This is a genomic window from Bdellovibrio sp. HAGR004, from assembly GCF_055397015.1.
This window is the reverse complement of sequence record NZ_AP029176.1, coordinates 594,188-613,408: the sequence shown is the minus strand read 5'-3', so window position 1 is coordinate 613,408 and position 19,221 is coordinate 594,188. Positions and strand designations below refer to the sequence as shown.

Genomic DNA, 19,221 nt, shown 5'->3' with positions numbered 1-19,221 from the left:
TTATAGTATCACAATGGGACAGTTACACCAAATCATTCTGAGACAGTTTCTGGTCCAGGTTCGATGGTCCAGTAAAGGGATTTTGCCTCTGGACTTAAAAAGCCAAGCGTGTCGCCAGCTTGCAACTTTTCCCCTGTCGAAACTTTAGACAGTCCACCCTTAAAAACAAGCTGACTTTTAAGACCATTGTCGTGTTCGATTTCCACCATGGTCTGATCATCTGCCAAACTTCGCTTCCCCAGCAAAACCCCGTCCCATGGGGCTTTGACTGCTGCTTCAGCTTGCGCGCCTGTCGGCACTCCAGCACTGCCGGCTGCCGCCGTGTCAGACGAAGGTCCAGCGTTGGGTGACACATCAAATTTGTAGGACACGGCTTGTTTTTTTCCGGGATGCTGAAACGGCTTTGCCGTGTAATTGCTTTTTTCGTCCATCGCCAGTGGGCCGACAGGTTTGGTGACAGGAGCTTTGATTCCCATCATCACACCAAACTTATTCATCAGCTGATCGTAGATCATATTGGAAAGACCAATGCCGCCACGCTCGCCCCACTTTTCGACATACTGATCATCCAGCTGTTCGCGAAAGATTTTTTCAGCCTGGTTGGATTGAATGAAGCCACCCTCTTTGACGGTGGAGCGCATCGCCTTCATCATCTCGCGAAGGAAATGTTTCTCGTACATATCAGAAACTTCGCGCAGCTTCTGCTCGGGCGGCTTTTGTTCCGGCCGCCCCATCATACGATTTCCCATTGGTTTGAAGCCGCCGGAGGATCCCACATCGCTCATTGCGAGACTCCTACATCAAAAAAGAAAAAGGTACGGATGTACCTTTTTTGAAAGAGAAAAAAAGGGGAGTTAGAGTCGGAGAATCATGTGCATCCTGCACTCGATTCTGAGAGTGTAGCTTCGGCTCGTGTTGATCACTCCGTGATCTCTGCTGACCTATTGCTCCTGTTTCCTGCGAGAAACTTTTGACTCTTGACCTTCCATGGTTCGCGATCTCTTTCTCACCCTCCCCGCGTTTCAAACACGTCCATGTGTCTGAAACTATAACTTTGATTGTATTAAATGCTGTGTCATTCTGAAACAGAAATCTCATAAAACTTCGAGCTCCCCGTGCAAAGCTCCAGCTGACTTTATGGACTGAAGTATTGTAATCAGGTCCTTCGGCGAGACTCCCAGTTTGTTTAGTGCTTGCACCAGTTCTCCGACGCTGACACCGCTGTCGAGAACCGCCACTTTTTCTTCAGATCCTTTTTTACCTTCGCCCACTTTTACAGAAAGCGCACCGTGTGAGATTGCAACCCTGGAGATTTTCACTTTGTCTCCAATCACGATCGTGCCGGTTTTTTCATTCACCACCACACGCGCTTTCATGTCCGGATTGATCTCGATGGATTCAATGGTCGCCAACAGTTCCACGCCCCGATTTTCATAGGCAAATGGAGTGATGATGTCGATCGTTCCAGAGTCCTTGGCCGAAGCGTAGTGACCGCCCAGTTCTTTGTTAATCGTAAGTACGGAACGCGCAGCCGTGGTGAAATCCGGATTAATCAGTGTCAGACGATACATTTTTCTGGAAGAAAAATCCGCCGTCATGTCACGCTCAATGATCGCCCCGTTGGGCACACGCCCAGCGGTCAGATGCTGGTCTTTGCCGTCACCACCGATGATAATGCTTCCCTGAGCCACTGCATACACCTGTTCATTCGCAGCGCGCAGCGGAGTTTGCAACAGTGTGCCCCCCTGCAATGACGAGGCATCCCCGATCGCACTGACTGTGATATCAATCGGATTACCCGCTTTGCCAAATGCCGGCATCGTCGCCGTCACAATGACAGCTGCCACGTTTTTACTGGAGAAATCCACATTATCCAGTTTCATGCCCAGCTTATCCAGCATGCGCACCATGCTCTTGCTCATAAATTCATTTTTGCCGTCACCAGTGCCCTTCAGACCCACAACGATCCCATAACCGATAAGTTGATTCTCGCGCACCCCACGGATGCTGGCGATATCCTTCAGGCGAGCGGCATTAGCCGACTCAATCAAAGTCATAAAGAACAAGGCCGACAGCAAAAAGAAGTTGATGATTTTATTCATTGCTCTTCGTCTTTCTTAAGCTGACCACGTCGTACTGTGGATCAAGCAGTTTTTCTGAATTGATTCCGGCATCGTTAAAGTCTTCTGGACGAATCAGACCCGTCACAATCACCTTGTATTCACGTTTGCCGATCATGAACGGCTGCTGTCCCTTGATGCGATAGTTGCCATCCGCCATCTTTTCCACAATACGGGTTGGTATGTTCTGCACATCCGCCAGGCCCTCATCTTTTTCGTCAGCCTTTGGTGCTTCCGCTTTTTTAGCTTCGGAAGCCGGTGCCCGGGAAGCATCCCCTGCATTTTGCGCCAAAGAGTTGCTCAATTCCTGCTGTTGTTGTTCTTCCAACTGCTTCAACAACTTTTTAATCACTGACACTTTGGTTTCAACCTGCTTGCGGGCCGGTCCATCCAAAGTCACATTCAGTAAATCACCCTCTTTGCGCATTTTGTTTTGTGCAAAAAGATAGGCTCCCTGACCTTCCATCACCCACGTGGAACCGGCATTGGCCCCCAGATCGGATTCTTCTTCCATACGGTTGCGGGTCATACGCTTGTAATGTCGGTCTGTGGGCACACCCATGTTCTGATTGTCAGAAAAACGTGGCGCCGTATTGATGTCTTTCAAAGCCGGAGCCTCTTTCGGTCCATCCAAAGACGTCAAAAAATCCTGCATCGTCGCACAACCTGTTGCGAACACGGACATAACCAAAACTGAGAAGAGAGAAACCATCTTCATCATTGCAACTTCACCACACCTTTTTCAGTCACGAGACCGGAGAGTACTTTTTGTGTTTCCAGATTTTTTACTTTAATGATGTCTCCGACAAAGCCACTGTCCTCCGCCATCATATTCACGGAGATCTCGAAACTGTCGTCGCCAAGCAAAGCTTTAACGACTTGTCCCTTCTTAGCTGCCGGTTCACGTTTGAGATCAGAAGCCCATACAGTGCTTCCAACGGGAAGAGAGCGAGCTGCCAACTGACCCTGGATATCCTCCATGCGCAAACTGCCATCCTTGGCAAAGGTCACGTCCGTCATGGACATGCGCAGGTCTTCGGCCTGAACCCTCTCTCCTTGTAAGATCAAGCGAGTGGTCACGGGGGTTAATCGGGAAACACGAATTGTTCCAGAGATCCATTTAATTTGTCGCTGATCCCCGTCGCGCAACGGCAAAAGGAACCCACCCTTTGCTGAAAGCTGAGTATAATCCAGATCCCACAGCTTTGATGCCGGGCGTGGCGTACTTTGCACGCTGACCTGATACTCACAATCCTGACAACGGGCTTTGAGCACATTGTGAATCTTTCTTTCAATTTCCTGTTTGGAAACTGGTGTGCTGGCAAAACTCACCTTCACTTGGGAAGGAACTTTGAACTGCGGATTCATGCGGCGCAGGCTTTCCTGGCTGTTCAAAGCCGCTCGCATCTTGCCCAGAATCTCGCTGGATTCCAGATGCTGACTCAACAGCAAGTCACGTGCGTCTTCACGCAAAACCACCGCATCCAGGGCCGCCAGCAATTCCTCGCTGCCACCTTCAACAACGGCGATATCGCCCAGGCGCAGAAGTTCTCTTTGCGAAATCTCCACGCTGGCCGGAATAGAGATCTCAGGCCTTGCAAAAGCCTGAGCGCTCAAAAGAAATAGAAACACAAAGTACTTAATCATCAATTATCTCAAATTGTTGATGGATTGAAGCATCTGATCGGAAGCCTGCATCACTTTGGAGTTGGTTTCCATCGCACGCTGGGCGGTGATCATGTTCACCATCTCGTCCACGATATTCACGTTACTGGATTCCAACTGTCCTTGTGCCAGATAGCCTGTGCCATTCAATCCCGGACGCGAGGCAATGGCCTGACCGCTGGCCGGTGTTTGTGTGAACAAGTTCTTACCGACGGCCTTCAGACCGGCCGGATTAACAAAGTTCACCACATCAATCTGACCGATCGTCTGCGGAGCATCGTTAAGACCTGTGATCACACGAACTTCTCCCGTCGGTGCGATCTCAAGACCGGAAACATTCGGCGGGACTGTGATTTCGGGCTGAAGAACGTTGCCGTTCTTGTCAACCATGCGGCCCGTGGGATCTTTCTTGAAAGCGCCATCACGGGTGTAAGCTGTTTCGCCGTCCGCCGTCAGCACCTGGAAGAACCCCTGACCTTCGATTTGAATGTCCAATGGATTTTTCGTGACTTGCGCCTGACCGCCAGCAAAGTCCTTTTGCACGCCCGCAGTGCGCACACCCAAGCCGACTTGAACACCGTTGGGTGAATAAGCATTCAGACCCGAAGCCGTCCCTGGCTCCTTTTGGGTCTGATACATGAGGTCTTCAAACTCAGCACGGGATCTTTTAAAGCCAGCCGTTGAAACGTTGGCAATATTATTGGCAATCACATCCATATTGGTCTGTTGGGCTGCCATCCCTGTCGCTGCTGTGTTTAAACTCTTAAGCATTCACGAATCCTTCCGTTAGCTTCATTTCAATCTTTTATCTAACCTTGCCCATACGATGGCTAACCCGTTAACCGCATCTCCGCGAGAGCTAACCTGCTAGCCGTAGCTCCGCGAAGGCTAACCCGTTAGCCATAGCTTCAGCGAAGGCTAATTTGTTTTTCCCACCACATTGATCATCTTGTCCGCCATCTGATCGTAAGCACTGATGGCTTTTTGCGTACTTTCAAAGACACGATTGGTGGTGATCATGTCTGACATTTCCTGGATGATATTGACGTTGGAGGTTTCCAAGAATCCCTGCTTTACGCTTGGATTATTGATGTTCTGCATATCCGGCGCCATATTCGGCTTAAAGGTATAAAGAGAGCTTCCGGCCTTTTGCAAAGAATCAGGGTTGTTCACTGCGACCAATGACAACTTGCCCAGGTTTTCAGTTCCTTCAAACACATCACCATTGTCAGCGATGCTGATAGCGCCATTTCCAGTGAAGCGAATCACTCGGCCCGCCGGGTCCGCGCCCGGTTCCGCTTGACGAAGGACCGGGTGTCCATCCTTGGTTACAAGCTGCCCATTACCATCCAAGGTGAAGTTCCCGGCACGTGTCAATTTTACGCCACCCGGAGTGGCCACTTCAAAGAAGCCTTTTCCGTCAATGGCCACATCCAGATTGTTCCCTGTAGGCTTCAGACCCCCTTGTGAGAAGTCCGTGAAAGTACCCTTGGTATCGACATAACTTTTGTCGCCACCTTGCATATTATAAAAACTTTCAATGGATGCGACATCGCGAGGGATTTGTGTGGTTTCCGGCATCTTTTCATTGGCGGTCAGATACTCTTGAAAGAGCTGCTGATCACGCTTAAAAGCGGGCGTGTTCACGTTGGCCAAATTATTGGCGATGGTATCAAGCTTTGTACTTTGAGCCATGGCACCACTGAGCGCTGTATAGACACCTTTTACTCCCATGAACTTCCCTCCCACTGTGTTGAGCAGCAAGGCGTGTGCCATCTTTTGACAGGACGGATCTTCGTCTAGGAAAAAGGTTCCAAGCTCGACCTTTGAAGAGTTCAAAAATTCTGGGCTCAAGTTTTTTTCGATTTGGCCGTGCATTGACCTTCGTCGATGGCGCCAGGGAATTGTCAGATCTTTGTCGACAGTGTCAAAGAATCGGCTTCATAATTGACTACATGAGGACGTGGGTTTCTTTCTTTTTCATTGCATCTCTTTCTTACAGCTTCAAGACAGAAGCAGCGCCAGTGGCTCCAACCAAGCCCTTGCCTGCTCCTGCCGTGGCCGCTGCAACACCAGAAAACCGCGCCCTGAGCTTGAAGGAAAAACTGAAAGCTCTGACCGCCAAGTCGACCCATGCGCAGTCGGACAATCTGATCTTTGATCTTCCAGTGACGTACAATAAGAAAGTCAGCAAGTGGATCGCCTACTTCCAGGGAAGTGGTAACAAGTGGTTCCGGACCTGGTTGCAACGCTCTTACAAGTACATGCCTTTTATTCAGGAAGAACTAAAACGTGCGGGCCTGCCTTCGGATCTTGCCTATATGGTGATGATCGAAAGTGGATTTGCGCCAAACGCCATCAGCCACGCCGATGCGGTGGGACCTTGGCAGTTCATTGAAGCCACAGGTTCACGCTACGGCTTAAGTAAAACCTGGTGGCTGGATGAACGCAGAGATCTTAAGAAGAGCACCTTGGCTGCCATCCGTTATCTGAAAGATCTGCATGCGGAGTTCGGTTCCTGGTACCTCGTGGCCGCCAGCTACAACATGGGCGAAAGTGGCTTACGCCGGCGCATCAAGAAGTATGGCACCAAAGATTACTGGGCCCTCATCAAGCTCGATGCTCTTCCGCAAGAGACTCAAGATTACGTTCCTAAAATCCTCGCAGCCATGCTAATTGCCAAAGCGCCAAATCTGTATGGATTCCGAGACTTGGAAAAAATGGACCCGTTGGAATACGATGTTGTCCTTGTCCCCGGCGGCACCGATCTGGAACCTTTGGCCGACCATTTGGGAGTCACCAGAAAGTCATTAAAAGATTTGAACGCCGAGCTGTATTTGGGATACATTCCCCGACAGGTGCAAAAACACTTTATCCGAGTCCCAAAAGGGGCCGGGCGAATGGTTTCCACCTACGTCTATCAGAACACTCGGAAAGTTGCATTGGAATGAAACCCCTGATTGTCCAAAAATACGGTGGAGCCACCTTGGCGGATCCTGAGAAAATCAGATCTGTCTCTGCTCGCATCGCAGCTCAATCCAAAGATAATTCGCTGATCGTTGTCGTCAGCGCCATGGGTAAAACCACTAATTCTTTGATCGATCTAGCCAATCAGGTGTCAGCTCATCCGCAAAGACGCGAAATGGATATGCTGCTGACTGTGGGTGAACGTATCAGCATGTCGTTGGTCAGCATGGCCTTGAATGACCTGGGCTGTTCAGCAATCAGCTTCACCGGAAGCCAAGCAGGTATCTTTACAGATGATTCCCACGTCAATGCTTTCATCAAGGATGTGAAACCCATCCGCGTGGAAGAGGCTCTAAAAAGTGACCGTGTGGTGATTCTGGCCGGATTCCAGGGTGTGTCCCCGGCGACCAAAGAAATTACCACTTTGGGGCGCGGCGGATCAGACACGTCGGCAGTTGCCATGGCGGCAGCTTTCAAAGCAGAACGATGCGAGATTTTAAAAGATGTTCCGGCTGTCTTTACGGCGGACCCCAACATCGTCAAATCAGCCCGACCTCTGAATGAACTGAATTATGATCAGTTGATGGAAATGACCTTCTGGGGCGCCAAAGTTCTGCACTATCGCTCTGTGGAATTGGCCAAAATGCGTGATGTAACTTTATACATTGGTCCCGCTTCCAATAAAACCTCTGACGGCACACTCGTCAAAAAAGGATTGAATATGTTTGAATCCTGCAAAGCTCTGTCCTTGAACTCGCATGAACTGGTTTTGGGAATTCACTGTAAAGAAAAGAATCCCGCTAAAGCTCTGCACGGGTTGCAAAGCCTGTTGGATCAAAACCAAATAGCCTTTCCTCAGTTGTTAAGCTGTGAACTTTCTTTGGACAAGACAGAAATCTTCCTGACCGGTCCGCAGGAGATCATGGTGGCAGTGAAGAAAGAGCTGCAGAAGCATTCCGATTTCACATTGCTGCCAACGGACTATTCCACAGTGACTTTGACCTGCACCGGAGCGACGTCGCCCGAGATCACCCAGAAGGTCCTGAATAATTTGAATGAAAAGAATTTGTCTGCCCAGAAACTTCTGGTCAGCGCCATGAGTCTGACGGTTTTGGTGGAGGCCCCCCTGCGCAAGCAGGTGATCGAGGCGCTCCATCCTTTGATTTAGTTTTAAGCTGAATTAAGGCAACAACGTCGGCGTCATCACACGATAACGATTCTGAATCTTCTGCCAGATATTCGAATGAGGGCCGGTGATCCCATCGGCTCCACCCATACCGGAGATTCCGCGTTTTGGATCATACTGACCACCGGGAAGAAACTTGCTAAGATCCGGACCACCCTTAGTGGTCGCAGTTCCAGCCGCACCAGCACCGGGACGACCTCCGCCACCGGCAGCTCCACCGCCATAGCTTCCGAAGCTTCCGCCTCCGCCGCCATAGAAACCCGCTGTCACTTGAACACCATCAAGGCCTTCGCCATCTCCACCAGAGCCGCCGCCAGAATCTCCACCGCCGCCGGAGCCACCTCCGCCACCGGCCAAGCCTGCACCACCGCCCTGCTTGCCATCAACCGCTTCTCCCGCACCGCCAGAGCCTGGTTTTCCCGGAGAAATAGAGGGCAGACCCGGAAGATCTCCAGAAAGTCCATCACCGCCTTTGGCTGTCAGTCGGGAACTTGAATCCAAACTACTGCCCACGAAAGTGCCGCCACCTGATTTTGTATTCAAACAAACAGGATCCGTCGGACTCTTCGCACAAATACATACTTTGTTTGAGGCCATTTCAGGTTTCGTACAATCCACGGGACCCGCGGCAGAACATCCGGGCAGGTTCGGATTGGTCTTACAGATTTCCGGAATCGGCGTCGAATCACCCGACGTCAACGAAGCACACTGAGAAGCGTTTTGCATGGTATTACCAAAGTTCGCTATCGCCTGATTGGCTTCCTGAACTTTATTTTCAAAGTCCGAACAACGCTTTGCCTGCGATTCGGCACTGGATATGGAGATCGACCCACCACTGGCTTGCACACATGTGGGGTTTCTGTTCACCCATTCCACCAAAGCACCGCAAGCGGAATGACATGAATTAATAGAACTGCTGCAGGTCAGGCGATAAGCCGCCACTGCCGCATTGGCTGCCGCCGAAAGACTGGCCATTTTAGAACAAGCGGCCTGGATGCTGGCCGCCGTCTGCTGACCAAACATCAAACTGAGCTGGGAGGCCGTATTAGCCACACCACTCATGCCCGAATCATTTTTTTCATCACAGGTATGAGCCGTATCAATAATCTGGGCACTGCACTGTTCTTGCAGCTGCTGATACTCCGCACAGCCGCCTCCGCCGCCTGTCATTTCACTTCGACAGACCCAGCCATTCCCACCATTCACGTTGATGCAGTCACTGACTGCGCATCGGTTACCACAATGGTTCACAGGGCCTGGAGGACCTACAAATCCGCGATCAACTTCGCATCTGTATATATTTGTCGTGGTATTTTCTGTGGCGTCATAGACCCTGACACATGTCATTCCTTCAGGACAACCATCGGTATTACAGCCAGCCTGCGCCTGCGAAGGAAGCATAAAGAGAATTAAGAAAAATCCTCCGACAATAAACTGCGATAAAAGCACCTTCATTCCCATGGTGATTCTTTTCGGTACTTTTCAACGTGAACTTTACCAAAGTATAAGTAATCTCGATTTGAGACACTAAGGCATCAATGTCGGGCTTAAGACTTGATATCTGTTCTGAATCTTCTTCCAGATGTTGGAATGGGGTCCCGTGATTCCATCAGGACCTGACACACCGGCAACGCCGCGAGCTTTGGGATCAAACTTTCCACCGGGCAAGAATTGGCGTAAATCAGGGCCCCCCGCTTTGCCATCCGCGCCCACAGCTCCGGCTTTTCCAGCAGAGCCCCCGGCAGATCCCATAGCGCCACCACCGTAGGCCCCTCCGCCACCGCCGCCATAGAATCCGGCATTGACGTCAGGATCAAGACTGTCGCTTTCGGCCTGCCCTGAGCCAGAACCAGAGGCGCCGCCTCCCGCTCCGCCACCAGAGAGGGCAAGTCCCGCGCCCGCTCCCTGACGACCCTCCACGGCCTCACCGGCACCGCCGGGCCCAGGTTTTCCGGGAGAAATAGAAGGCAAGCCCGGCAAATCACCACCAGGCCCATCGCCCCCCACAGAGTTCAAGCGTGCAGCGGAATTAATACTGGAATAAGTTGTCCCGTTCATACCTTTTTCAGAACGACAGACCGGATCTGTTGGATTCTTCGAACAAATGCAAACTTTATTGGTAGCCATTTCCGGCTTGGTGCAATCAACAGGTCCGGCACTGGAACATCCTGGCAGGTTGGGGTTGGCCTTACAGATCTCTGGCACAGTCGTGTCCCCTGAGGTCTGATCAGCACACTGAGATGCATTTTGCATCGTACCTGCGTAGTTTGCGATCGCTTGATTGGCCTCTTGAACTTTGTTTTCAAAGCGATCACAACGCTCGGCTTGGGAACGCGCACTTTCAATTATCATTGAATTGTCTCCGGCCGCCCCGGAAAAACCCTGCACGGTGCATGTGGGATTGTTCGTAACATAGTCCACCAACTCCGAGCAGGCCGAGCGGCAGGAACTGATCGAGCTACTGCAGTTCAAACGATAAGCCGCCACCGCAGCATTGGCTGCGGCAGACAATCCCGCCATCCGCGAACACGCCGCCTGAATACTGGAAGCCGTCTGCTGACCAAACATCAGACTGAGTTGGGAAGCCATGTTGGCCACGCCACCCATTCCGCTGTCATTCTTTTCATCACACGTGTGAGCAGTTTCTTCGACCGCCTCGGAACACCGCTGCACCAACTCGGAATACTGCGCAGAGCAATCCGGCCCACGCTGTTGAATTTCTGACTGGCATACATATCCACCATTGCCATTCACATCCAGGCACTGATTGACAGGGCAACGATTGCCGCAAGGATTGGTTTGCGAGGAGCCTGGAGGTTCCTGTTGTTGCCGGGATTCAGCAGGCCGTTGGGTTTGCGAAGGACGAGAGGTGCCGCCCCCGGAACCACGGTTGGTGGAACCTGAGCCACACCGACCTTCCCTCTGCGTTTGCACGACACAGTTGTCGTAACGAAGCATCTGATCCCGGCTGGCTGAGCCCGATTTGGGCAGATATCGACTGGCACACCATTCAGCACAACCCAGAAAGGTGCCGGCCGAAACCTTCACGCTTCCGAGAAGTACCAAAAGAATAAGAGGGAGGAATCCCCTTAAATACCAGTTTCTCATAGAATGCCTATCGGCCCCCAACCCAGTCTGCTACAACTGTGTTCGGATATGTTCTCATATTTTAATGAAGTTGGATTCGCAAAACAGAATCAAAATGAAAAAACGATTCAAGATGAAACACATCTTGCTAGGGTATCAACGTGGGACGCACGAACTGATAGCGGTTTTGAATTTTCATCCAGATGTTTGAATGCGGCCCGGTGATACCATCGGGTCCCGAAGCTCCCGCAGGACCACGAATTTTGGGATCGAATTTTCCACCCGGCAAAAACTGACGAAGATTGGGAGACACCGTTGAAGCGCTCACTGTCGCAGTAACTCCTGCGCTTCCTCTTCCCGCAGGGCCCGCCCCCGCAGAGCCAAAACCACCACCGCCTCCACCGCCATAGAATCCGGCTGTGACAGCATGTCCACCGCCCTCAGATTCTTCGCTTGAGGATTCTGTTGCTTCAAAGCTTCCGCCTGCTGCTCCTGCTCCTGAACCGGAAAGGTTTGTACTGCCACCCTGGCGCCCTTCAACGGCTTCTCCTGATCCACCTGCTCCCGGTTTTCCCGGAGATATCGCCGGCAGACCTGGCAAGTCTCCTATGCCTGCCCCCGCAGCCCCTGGAGTGGTCAAACGCGCTGACGGGTTGATGCTTCCCATTTGAATCGACCCGGCCGAGCTTTGCGATAAACACATTGGATCGGTCGGGTTCTTGGCGCAGACACAGACTTTATTGGTGGCTAATTCTGGTTTGGTACAATCCACCGGCCCAGCGGGTGTACACCCCGGAAGATTGGGATTGGTTTTACAAACATCCGGAACCTCCGCAGATTCGCCCGACGTTAAGGATGCGCATTGAGAGGCATTGTTCATCGTGCTGCTTAAATTGCTGATGGCCTGATTGGCCTCTTGAACCTTATTTTCAAACTCAGAACATTTTTCTGCGTCAGTTTCGGCCGCCTGCAGGATCAAAGGATTAGTCCCCATGGTCCCTTCAAAACCAGAGGCCATGCATGCTGGATTACTGGCGACAAAATCTTTTAAGCTGGAGCAGGCAGAACGACACTTCGCGATCGCACTGCTGCAGAGCATGCGGTAGGCAGCCACAGCACTGTTGGCCGCTGCCGAAAGACCCGCCATCTTAGAGCATGCCGCCTGAATGCTGGCACCTGTCTGCTGCCCAAACATCAGCCCCAACTGCGTTGCTGTATTGGAAACACTGTTCATTCCTGAATTGCTTTTTTCATCACACGAACGGGACGTTGCCTGAATTTCCTGACGGCAGGCTTCCTGCAATCCGGAATACTGCTGACACCCCTCGCCCGCCACGGGGCTGGTCGAAGGTGAGCCCGCACCCGCAAATCTTTCACGGCATCGACTGTAACAGGTCTCCTGATAGTGAATCATCACATTCACATTGCAGGTATCGATGCAGTTTTGCTCAGAGAAGGCCCCCTGAACCGTGAAACTGATGGCTCGCATCTCGCGATCCCGTTCATCTGCCTCTGTTTGCTGTGGTAAACTGTTAAGATACTCCAGATGCGCTTCGATCGAACCGTCGTTGGATCGTGAAGGACTTCTTCTTTTATTGGACGAGGCCCAGGCCAGATCCACCACAAGGGTGACAGCCAGAAGAGAATAACTAAGAAGAATGAAACGGACCCCTTGCCTCATAAGTTAAAAATCGGCCAAACATAAGGACTGCTAAAATTTCCAAATCGGCTATAAGAGAACTACCAAAGATCTGTTTCCTCCTTCAGACGGAACGTATCAATTTGCACCTCAACTTCTTCCAAGCTATGCTAGCCTTGCATAGACAGGAGATCACATGACAAGCCTTTATAATTTCTCTGTAACCAACGCCAGTGGTAAATCTACTTCTTTGGAAGAGTATCGCGGCAAAGTCGTTCTGATTGTAAACGTCGCCAGCAAATGCGGTTTCACCCCACAATACAAGGGCCTTGAAGAGCTTTACGCTCAGTTCAAGGATCAGGGCTTGGTTATTCTGGGCTTCCCTTGCAACCAGTTCGGCGCACAGGAACCAGGAACAGATTCCGAGATCCAACAGTTCTGTGAACTGAACTATGGAGTTTCGTTCCCGGTGATGGCCAAAATCGACGTGAACGGAGATAAGGCAGATCCTCTTTACCAGTGGTTGAAATCTTCCGCTCCAGGTCTGCTGGGCACAGAGATGATTAAATGGAACTTCACCAAGTTCCTCGTGGGGAAAGACGGTCAGGTTCTGAAGCGCTACGCGCCTCAGGAAGAGCCCGCGAACATCGCCAGCGACATCAAAAAAGCTCTGGCTTAATATTCCGCGAACATCCATAAGCTAATAAATGGCACCGCCCTGTCAGAGACTTCGACAGGGCTTTCTTCACCGCCGACACCACGATGCTTGCGATTGTCTGGCACCCTCGTTGCTATCTCTTCTTTTCATGATGAAGAGCCCTTTTCAGACAATCAGAAACTCGCTGCTCGCAACGACCCTGTGTCTCGTTCTGGGACAGTCATTTGCCTGGGCTGCTGTCACTGTTAAAACTGAAAAGTTCGACAACGGCGTCACCTCGAAAGAAAGTTACTATCAGGATACGGTTCTGACAGAGCGACGCTATTTTGATATCGACGGCCGCTTCACCGGCTGGATGCGGTTCACCAAGTCCACACAAAGTCGTGTGATTGTGACCGAGCTTTCTGTCGAAAAAGAAAACTACGGTCAGATTAAAAGCCAGGAAGAGTGGTCTTTCCTGGATCAGGAAGGCCATCAAACCGACAAGTCACGTCTGATGCGCAAATGGCACTACACCAAAGAAGCCCCTGTCACTTTGGAATACATAGGCCACCACGAACAGAATGAGCCTTTCAGAGAAATTCGCAAAGACTATTTGAATAAGGACAATCAAATCACATCCTCGATCTTCCTTTACTATAAGGAGCAGGATGAAAAGCCCTACGCCTTTATCGAAAAGGACCCTCAAGGGAAGGTTCTCAGTCAATTTTCCCTTTATGAAAAGTATGATCTTGTGGGCAGCTTAAAAAAAGCGGGACTCAAGGCAGATGAAATTGCTGTCCTAAAAAAGCAGCGGGAAAACCCCAACCGCTTTCTGGTTGCCATCATCGATTCGGGCTTTGACTATAACCACAAAGAGCTTGTCAGCAAGTGGTGGAACAACCCTCAGGATCCGGTCGATGACATCGACAATGATGGGAACGGCTGGGTTGACGACAACTTCGGGTGGGAACAAGTGCGCAATATCGGCCTGCCCACAGAATCTTCCATTGGTATGCATAAAGACCACCGTCCGCTGTCCCATGGAACCCATGTCGCCCACATCGCCAGCCGTGGACTGAATAATATCGCACTGGTGGGCTTTGCTGGCGACTACACCCGTGCCGACTACATTCGCAAAATGTCAGATTTCATCAAGAAGCATCAGGTTCGCATCGTCAATATGAGTCTGGGCTTTCCTGCTGACAACAAAGACCTGCTGGGCCTGCGCGACGGTATTCGGGCTTATAAGACTATGATCGAAGAAAATCCCAACACTCTTTTTGTCGTAGCCTCTGGCAACGCCGGTGTTGATCTGGATATGACCAAGAACCGCCAGTACCCTGCCAGCTTTACCCATCCGAATGTTCTGAAGGTCGGCGCGCTGACGGCCAGCACGATCGAAGAAGTGACCCCTGAAAATGCCAAAATGGCTGATTTCAGCAACTTCGGTAAAGAGAACGTCGATATTCTGGCTCCGGGAGTAAAAGTCAATGCGGCTTCCTTGGGCGGCGGTCTGATTGAACACTCTGGCACCTCCATGGCAACGCCTTACATGGTCAACCTGATTGCCCGCCTGTGGAGTGAGTTGCCTGAGCTTTCCGCCTCTGAAGTGCGGGACCTTTTCATCTCCACAGCTCAGGTCACCAAAGACCCCGCACCAGTCAAGTCCGGGGGATATGCGGATTTAAAAAAGGCCCTGCTGACTGGAAAGATGAAATTGCTCAAAGACCGCTACGCCAAGGTCGATGGTCCAAACTGCTGGAATGCCTCCACCTATCTGGCCGGAGTTTCCAAAGGACTGCACCACACCTTTGCCAGCGAGTTTGCCAACATCGTGGACTCAGCTCTGTGTCAGCCTGTACCGTTGGAGCAAGCCCAAGCTGGCGACATCATCGCATTTCGTCGCTTGAACAGACACGGTAAAGTTTTACCCGCCGCCTTTGCTTCGGAAGTGCATGGATACACGCTGATTGGTCCGGGACTGGGTTTCACCAAGAATGGTGTTTCTGCGGCAGCCCCCTATCAAGAGCAGCCTTCACAAGAAATCTTCTACAAGTACCGCTCGCAGGAAGGACGCGAATGCAAGAAACTGGGTATTGAACGCCAGGACTGTCGGTTGGCGCAAATGGCCTATCGCTGCAGGGGACTTGAAGAATTTATGAGCCAACACGGCGGACTTAATGTCTTTGAAAAAGATCTTCTGCTGGAAGTCAGCCGACTGGAAAAAATAGTCCAGAGTCAGATGCTTGATCAGAAGAATCTGAATGTAAATATCGAGCCCGTGCTGGAAAGACTAAAAAATAAAGTCCTGGAGCTGAAGGCTCGCGGCAGTTCTTTGATAGTCACCGACTATTTTGAGTCCCGCCTGGAATCTTTGGAATACAGATAAAAAAACAAAACTAAAAAGGAGTTCCCATGAAAAAGATCTTTATCACCGCACTGATTCTGGCCGGCGTTCAAGCCCAGGCTGAAGGCGACCTGCGTATCTTCGTCAACAATCAAGGCTGCAGTGTGATTGAGCAAATCGAAGCCACCAAGCGGATCGTCGATATCCAAAAAGGCAGCGAGCGAGAACTTATTGTCATCAACAGTGATGGCACAATGGATGGCGATCTCCAGATGATCGAAGATGCCGGCGGCATCCGAGCCGTCAGCGCCAATCAGGGCCGCCTTCAGTGCGCTGATCTGGAAGAGGATATCGGGCCTTAGTTAAAAGCCCGGGTGTTCTTTCATAAATTCCAACTCTGCCGTCGTGGACTCTCTCCCCAGGACGGCATTTCTATGTGGATAGCGTCCGAACTGATCGATGATCTTTTTATGGGCGACCTCAAACTTATAAGAATTCTCAAGCCCCTCTTGCGCAAACAGCTTCATGGCCTGATCATGGATCAACGGCGATTCGCTATGCATATAGGGCATATAGAGAAAACCACGCTGTTGCAGAGGTAATTCCATATCATCCCCTTGCGAAACTGCTTCCTGAGCCAACACCAAGGCTTGTGCATCACTGGCAAAGGCCTTCGCTGATCCACGAAACATGTTCCGGGAAAACTGATCCAGCACAAGAATTTCTGCCAACCGACCTTCTGGAGAATTTCGCCAAAGATAGGTTTCACCTTTGCTGACTTGGTCATGCAAATCAGAAAAGCGGGCGCGCAGAAGTTGATCAAACTCTTCATTCCTGGCAAACCACAGCTGCGGATCAATTTCTTCAAACCAAAATGATATAACAGTCTTTGCATTCATGTCTTGAGCATCCCCGAAGCCACCCCCGGTGTCCAGACACATTGAGACATCAGCGGTGCGGAGGCAAAAGAATGACCTTCCTGGTCTTGGGATACCCCGTCCTTTCGCGCACCAAAGCAGCTTCTTCTTCCGTTGCCATTCGGAAAGGAAAGCTGTTTTTGATATTGGCAAACCCCAGACGATGGAAAGTGTTTTCAGGGACAAAGGGTTTGGTAAAACCCGTATAGAAATCAAAGCGATTCGGACCTTTGATGGCTCCTCCGGCATCGCGCACGACAAAGAATCCATCGTGTTCCGTTCCATCAGGCATTCGCTGACCTTCCAAGCGAGGCACAAAAATCACATCCCCCAACTTATAGATACTTAAGTCGGCTGCGACCGTATGATATGGATCCAGGCACACGTTTCTCATGCCATACCCATAGGGGCACTTTCGCAGATCCACTTCCTTAAAGCGTGGCACCCCATCCTCGCCACGAGCATAATAGTTGAACGACCGGAATCGTCCATTTTCATCATGAACGTAGCAAGCCCCTTGCATCACACAATTATTAAAGTCCTTCAGACACAGACGGGTCAGAATTTTGTCCTCTGGGGACAGCATCTCCACACGGGTCTGCTCTTCGCAGCGATCCACATCATATTTGATAATGGGCTTGTAATAGATTGTTGGATTTAAAAAGGTTGGCTCTTGCGGCTCGGGTAAGGGCGGTGGCATCGGTGGCTCAAAAAAGCCCACCCCTTGGGCCTGCACACCCATCGCCAACATTAGTCCCATCACCAACTTGATCATCGGCTCATACTAACAAACTCACAGGGCATCCTTCACAACTAGGTCAAAAGACATAACAAGGTGCGCTTGACCTGAACTGTAAATAAACGACGGTTCAGCGCTGTTTTCGCTCTTTATTTGAATTTATTGAATTAAAAAAACATAAGGTTCAGCCAGAGGGAGATCAGAACTTTTCTAAAACCTCTTTCAGCACATGAGCATGATTGATCTTTTCATCCCGAGCCGCATACAACAAGGTGACGTTCTGAGCTTGCGCACGCTCCGCCAACTCAGCGAGCTTATCTTGGGCTGCCGCTGCCTTGAGTTCTTTTTTGTATTCCGTTTTGAATTCAGAAAACTTTTCGGGCTTGTGTCCGAACTCTTTGCGCAGCTCCGTGCTGGGACAAATCTCCTTGGGCCACTCACTGAATTTCAGCTCTTCCTTCTTAATTCCCCGCGGCCACAAACGATCGACAAGAACACGATAACCATCATCCCGACTAGGCTTTTCATAAACTCGTTTAATCTTAATCATAAAAGGTACCTGCTCACTTTTGCAGAAGCTCTGCGTTGGATTTCTTCCATTTTACGCGCAGCTTCTGCAAAAGTGAGCAGGTACCTTTAGGGTGGGGAAAAAAACAAAACCCACTCTTGTTAGGAGTGGGTTTTGGAGTTGCTTCAGCTTGCGCGACTGCCGTCGCTCCAGCACTGCCGGCGGGGCCGACTGCCGGCGGGGCCGAGCTCCAGCTCTGCCGCTGGCGCGAGCTAGTGTTTGCCTTTTTTGCCTTTTTTCGGAGCGTCTTCAGCTTCAACTTCTGGCTCAACACCTTCGTGGTCTTCGCCGTTGTTGCCGTTGGTATCAACCAAAAGTTTGCCGATACCGTTGGCCGCAAGGATCTTCTTACGAAGTTCAGTCATGTACTCCGGGTGCTCTTTCAGGAAGGTCTTCGCAGCATCACGGCCTTGGCCCATGCGCTCACCGTTGATAGAGAACCACGCGCCGGATTTTTCAACCATGCCCGCAGTCACTGCCAGATCCAGAAGGTCACCCTCTTCAGAGATACCTTCACCGTACATCAAGTCGAATTCAACTTTGGTGAATGGAGGTGCCATTTTGTTCTTAACAACTTTCACCGCAGTACGGTTCCCAGTCACGTCCTCACCGTTTTTGATCGCGCCCACACGGCGTACATCCAAACGAACAGAAGAGTAGAATTTCAAAGCGTTACCGCCCGTAGTTGTTTCAGGGTTCCCGAACATAACACCGATTTTCATACGGATTTGGTTAATAAAGATAACCAGAGTGTTGGAACGGTTGATCGCCGCAGTCAGCTTACGCAAAGCCTGGGACATCAAACGAGCCTGCAAACCAACGTGGGAATCACCCATGTCACCTTCGATCTCTGCACGAGGAACCAAGGCTGCTACGGAGTCGACAACCAATACGTCGATCGCGCCGGAGCGAACAAGAGTTTCAGTGATTTCCAAAGCCTGTTCACCAGTGTCTGGCTGGGAGATCAGAAGATCTTCCGTGTTCACACCCAGTTTACGAGCATAGTTTACGTCCAACGCGTGTTCCGCATCGACGAAGGCAACAACGCCGCCTTTTTTCTGAGCTTGAGCGATAACAGACAAGCACAGAGTTGTTTTACCAGAAGACTCTGGTCCGTAGATTTCAACGATACGACCTTTGGGAAGACCGCCGATACCCAAAGCGATGTCCAAGCTCAATGCACCCGTGCTGATCGCTTCAACGTCTTTAACCAAAGATTCGTTCGCGCCCAGACGCATGATAGAGCCTTTACCGAATTGCTTTTCGATAGTCGAAACAGCCAATTCAAGGGCTTTGATTTTTTCTGAGTTTGCTTTGTTGTCTACAGTAGCGTTTGCCATCTGTCG

The 19,221-nt window shown here is 50.8% G+C and carries 18 protein-coding genes; 5 read left to right on the top strand and 13 right to left on the bottom strand.

Annotated elements, in window-relative coordinates; genetic code table 11:
* Window positions 1-32: 32 nt before the first annotated feature.
* The 6 genes from ACZ5ZV_RS03215 to flgF all read right to left on the bottom strand — a co-directional run bounded on the left by ACZ5ZV_RS03215 (window position 33) and on the right by flgF (window position 5,519).
* A complete protein-coding gene (locus ACZ5ZV_RS03215; RefSeq protein WP_464119991.1) occupies window positions 33-785 on the bottom strand; it encodes a rod-binding protein in 753 nt (250 codons plus the stop codon).
* A 309-nt stretch (window positions 786-1,094) separates the two neighbouring features.
* Window positions 1,095-2,093 (bottom strand): flagellar basal body P-ring protein FlgI, encoded by a 999-nt coding sequence (locus ACZ5ZV_RS03210; RefSeq protein WP_464121382.1) that lies wholly within the window; start codon window positions 2,091-2,093, stop codon window positions 1,095-1,097.
* Window position 2,094: 1 nt separating this feature from the next.
* A complete protein-coding gene (locus ACZ5ZV_RS03205) occupies window positions 2,095-2,841 on the bottom strand; it encodes a flagellar basal body L-ring protein FlgH (protein WP_464119990.1) in 747 nt (248 codons plus the stop codon).
* Window positions 2,838-3,767: a flagellar basal body P-ring formation chaperone FlgA gene (gene flgA, locus ACZ5ZV_RS03200; RefSeq protein WP_464119989.1), complete on the bottom strand. Its 930-nt coding sequence runs from the start codon at window positions 3,765-3,767 to the stop codon at window positions 2,838-2,840. The genes ACZ5ZV_RS03205 and flgA overlap by 4 nt, the downstream gene beginning before the upstream one ends.
* A 3-nt stretch (window positions 3,768-3,770) precedes the next feature.
* A complete protein-coding gene (gene flgG, locus ACZ5ZV_RS03195) occupies window positions 3,771-4,556 on the bottom strand; it encodes a flagellar basal-body rod protein FlgG (RefSeq protein ID WP_464119988.1) in 786 nt (261 codons plus the stop codon).
* A 147-nt stretch (window positions 4,557-4,703) separates the two neighbouring features.
* Window positions 4,704-5,519: a flagellar basal-body rod protein FlgF gene (flgF, locus tag ACZ5ZV_RS03190; RefSeq protein WP_464119987.1), complete on the bottom strand. Its 816-nt coding sequence runs from the start codon at window positions 5,517-5,519 to the stop codon at window positions 4,704-4,706.
* A gap of 221 nt (window positions 5,520-5,740) precedes the next feature.
* Here flgF and ACZ5ZV_RS03185 point away from each other — a divergent pair, with 221 nt between their 5' ends.
* Together ACZ5ZV_RS03185 and ACZ5ZV_RS03180 are read left to right on the top strand one after the other, a co-directional pair.
* Window positions 5,741-6,736 (top strand): lytic transglycosylase domain-containing protein, encoded by a 996-nt coding sequence (locus ACZ5ZV_RS03185; protein WP_464119986.1) that lies wholly within the window; start codon window positions 5,741-5,743, stop codon window positions 6,734-6,736.
* Window positions 6,733-7,920 (top strand): aspartate kinase, encoded by a 1,188-nt coding sequence (locus tag ACZ5ZV_RS03180; RefSeq protein WP_464119985.1) that lies wholly within the window; start codon window positions 6,733-6,735, stop codon window positions 7,918-7,920. Before ACZ5ZV_RS03185 ends, ACZ5ZV_RS03180 begins: the two co-directional genes overlap by 4 nt.
* Window positions 7,921-7,932: 12 nt before the next feature.
* On the opposite strand, the gene ACZ5ZV_RS03175 is transcribed toward ACZ5ZV_RS03180, so the two are convergent.
* From ACZ5ZV_RS03175 to ACZ5ZV_RS03165, 3 genes are all read right to left on the bottom strand, one after another.
* The gene (locus ACZ5ZV_RS03175; RefSeq protein WP_464119984.1) at window positions 7,933-9,399 is read right to left on the bottom strand and encodes a hypothetical protein; all 1,467 of its coding nucleotides are present in this window, start codon (window positions 9,397-9,399) and stop codon (window positions 7,933-7,935) included.
* 66 nt (window positions 9,400-9,465) lie between these two features.
* Window positions 9,466-10,986 (bottom strand): hypothetical protein, encoded by a 1,521-nt coding sequence (locus ACZ5ZV_RS03170; RefSeq protein WP_464119983.1) that lies wholly within the window; start codon window positions 10,984-10,986, stop codon window positions 9,466-9,468.
* A 187-nt stretch (window positions 10,987-11,173) separates the two neighbouring features.
* Window positions 11,174-12,706 carry a hypothetical protein gene (locus tag ACZ5ZV_RS03165; protein ID WP_464119982.1) on the bottom strand — a complete coding sequence of 511 codons (1,533 nt, stop codon included), beginning with the start codon at window positions 12,704-12,706 and terminating at the stop codon, window positions 11,174-11,176.
* Between the two features lie 154 nt (window positions 12,707-12,860).
* On the opposite strand from ACZ5ZV_RS03165, the gene ACZ5ZV_RS03160 reads away from it, so the two are divergent.
* The 3 genes from ACZ5ZV_RS03160 (at window position 12,861) to ACZ5ZV_RS03150 (ending at window position 16,013) form a co-directional block, all read left to right on the top strand.
* Window positions 12,861-13,343 carry a glutathione peroxidase gene (locus tag ACZ5ZV_RS03160; protein WP_464119981.1) on the top strand — a complete coding sequence of 161 codons (483 nt, stop codon included), beginning with the start codon at window positions 12,861-12,863 and terminating at the stop codon, window positions 13,341-13,343.
* Window positions 13,344-13,470: 127 nt separating this feature from the next.
* The gene (locus ACZ5ZV_RS03155) at window positions 13,471-15,693 is read left to right on the top strand and encodes a S8 family serine peptidase (RefSeq protein WP_464119980.1); all 2,223 of its coding nucleotides are present in this window, start codon (window positions 13,471-13,473) and stop codon (window positions 15,691-15,693) included.
* Window positions 15,694-15,719: 26 nt separating this feature from the next.
* Window positions 15,720-16,013, top strand: a complete 294-nt coding sequence (locus ACZ5ZV_RS03150; protein ID WP_464119979.1) for a hypothetical protein — start codon at window positions 15,720-15,722, stop codon at window positions 16,011-16,013.
* On the opposite strand, the gene ACZ5ZV_RS03145 is transcribed toward ACZ5ZV_RS03150, so the two are convergent.
* The 4 genes from ACZ5ZV_RS03145 to recA form a co-directional block, all read right to left on the bottom strand.
* Complete coding sequence (locus ACZ5ZV_RS03145) at window positions 16,014-16,550, bottom strand: DUF924 family protein (RefSeq protein ID WP_464119978.1); 537 nt, start codon at window positions 16,548-16,550, stop codon at window positions 16,014-16,016.
* A 49-nt stretch (window positions 16,551-16,599) separates the two neighbouring features.
* Complete coding sequence (locus ACZ5ZV_RS03140) at window positions 16,600-17,343, bottom strand: 3D domain-containing protein (RefSeq protein ID WP_464119977.1); 744 nt, start codon at window positions 17,341-17,343, stop codon at window positions 16,600-16,602.
* A gap of 163 nt (window positions 17,344-17,506) precedes the next feature.
* Entirely contained in the window at window positions 17,507-17,857 is a 351-nt protein-coding gene (locus ACZ5ZV_RS03135) for a DUF488 domain-containing protein (protein ID WP_464119976.1), read from the bottom strand.
* 230 nt (window positions 17,858-18,087) lie between these two features.
* Entirely contained in the window at window positions 18,088-19,215 is a 1,128-nt protein-coding gene (gene recA, locus ACZ5ZV_RS03130; protein WP_464119975.1) for a recombinase RecA, read from the bottom strand.
* Between the last annotated feature and the right edge of the window lie 6 nt (window positions 19,216-19,221).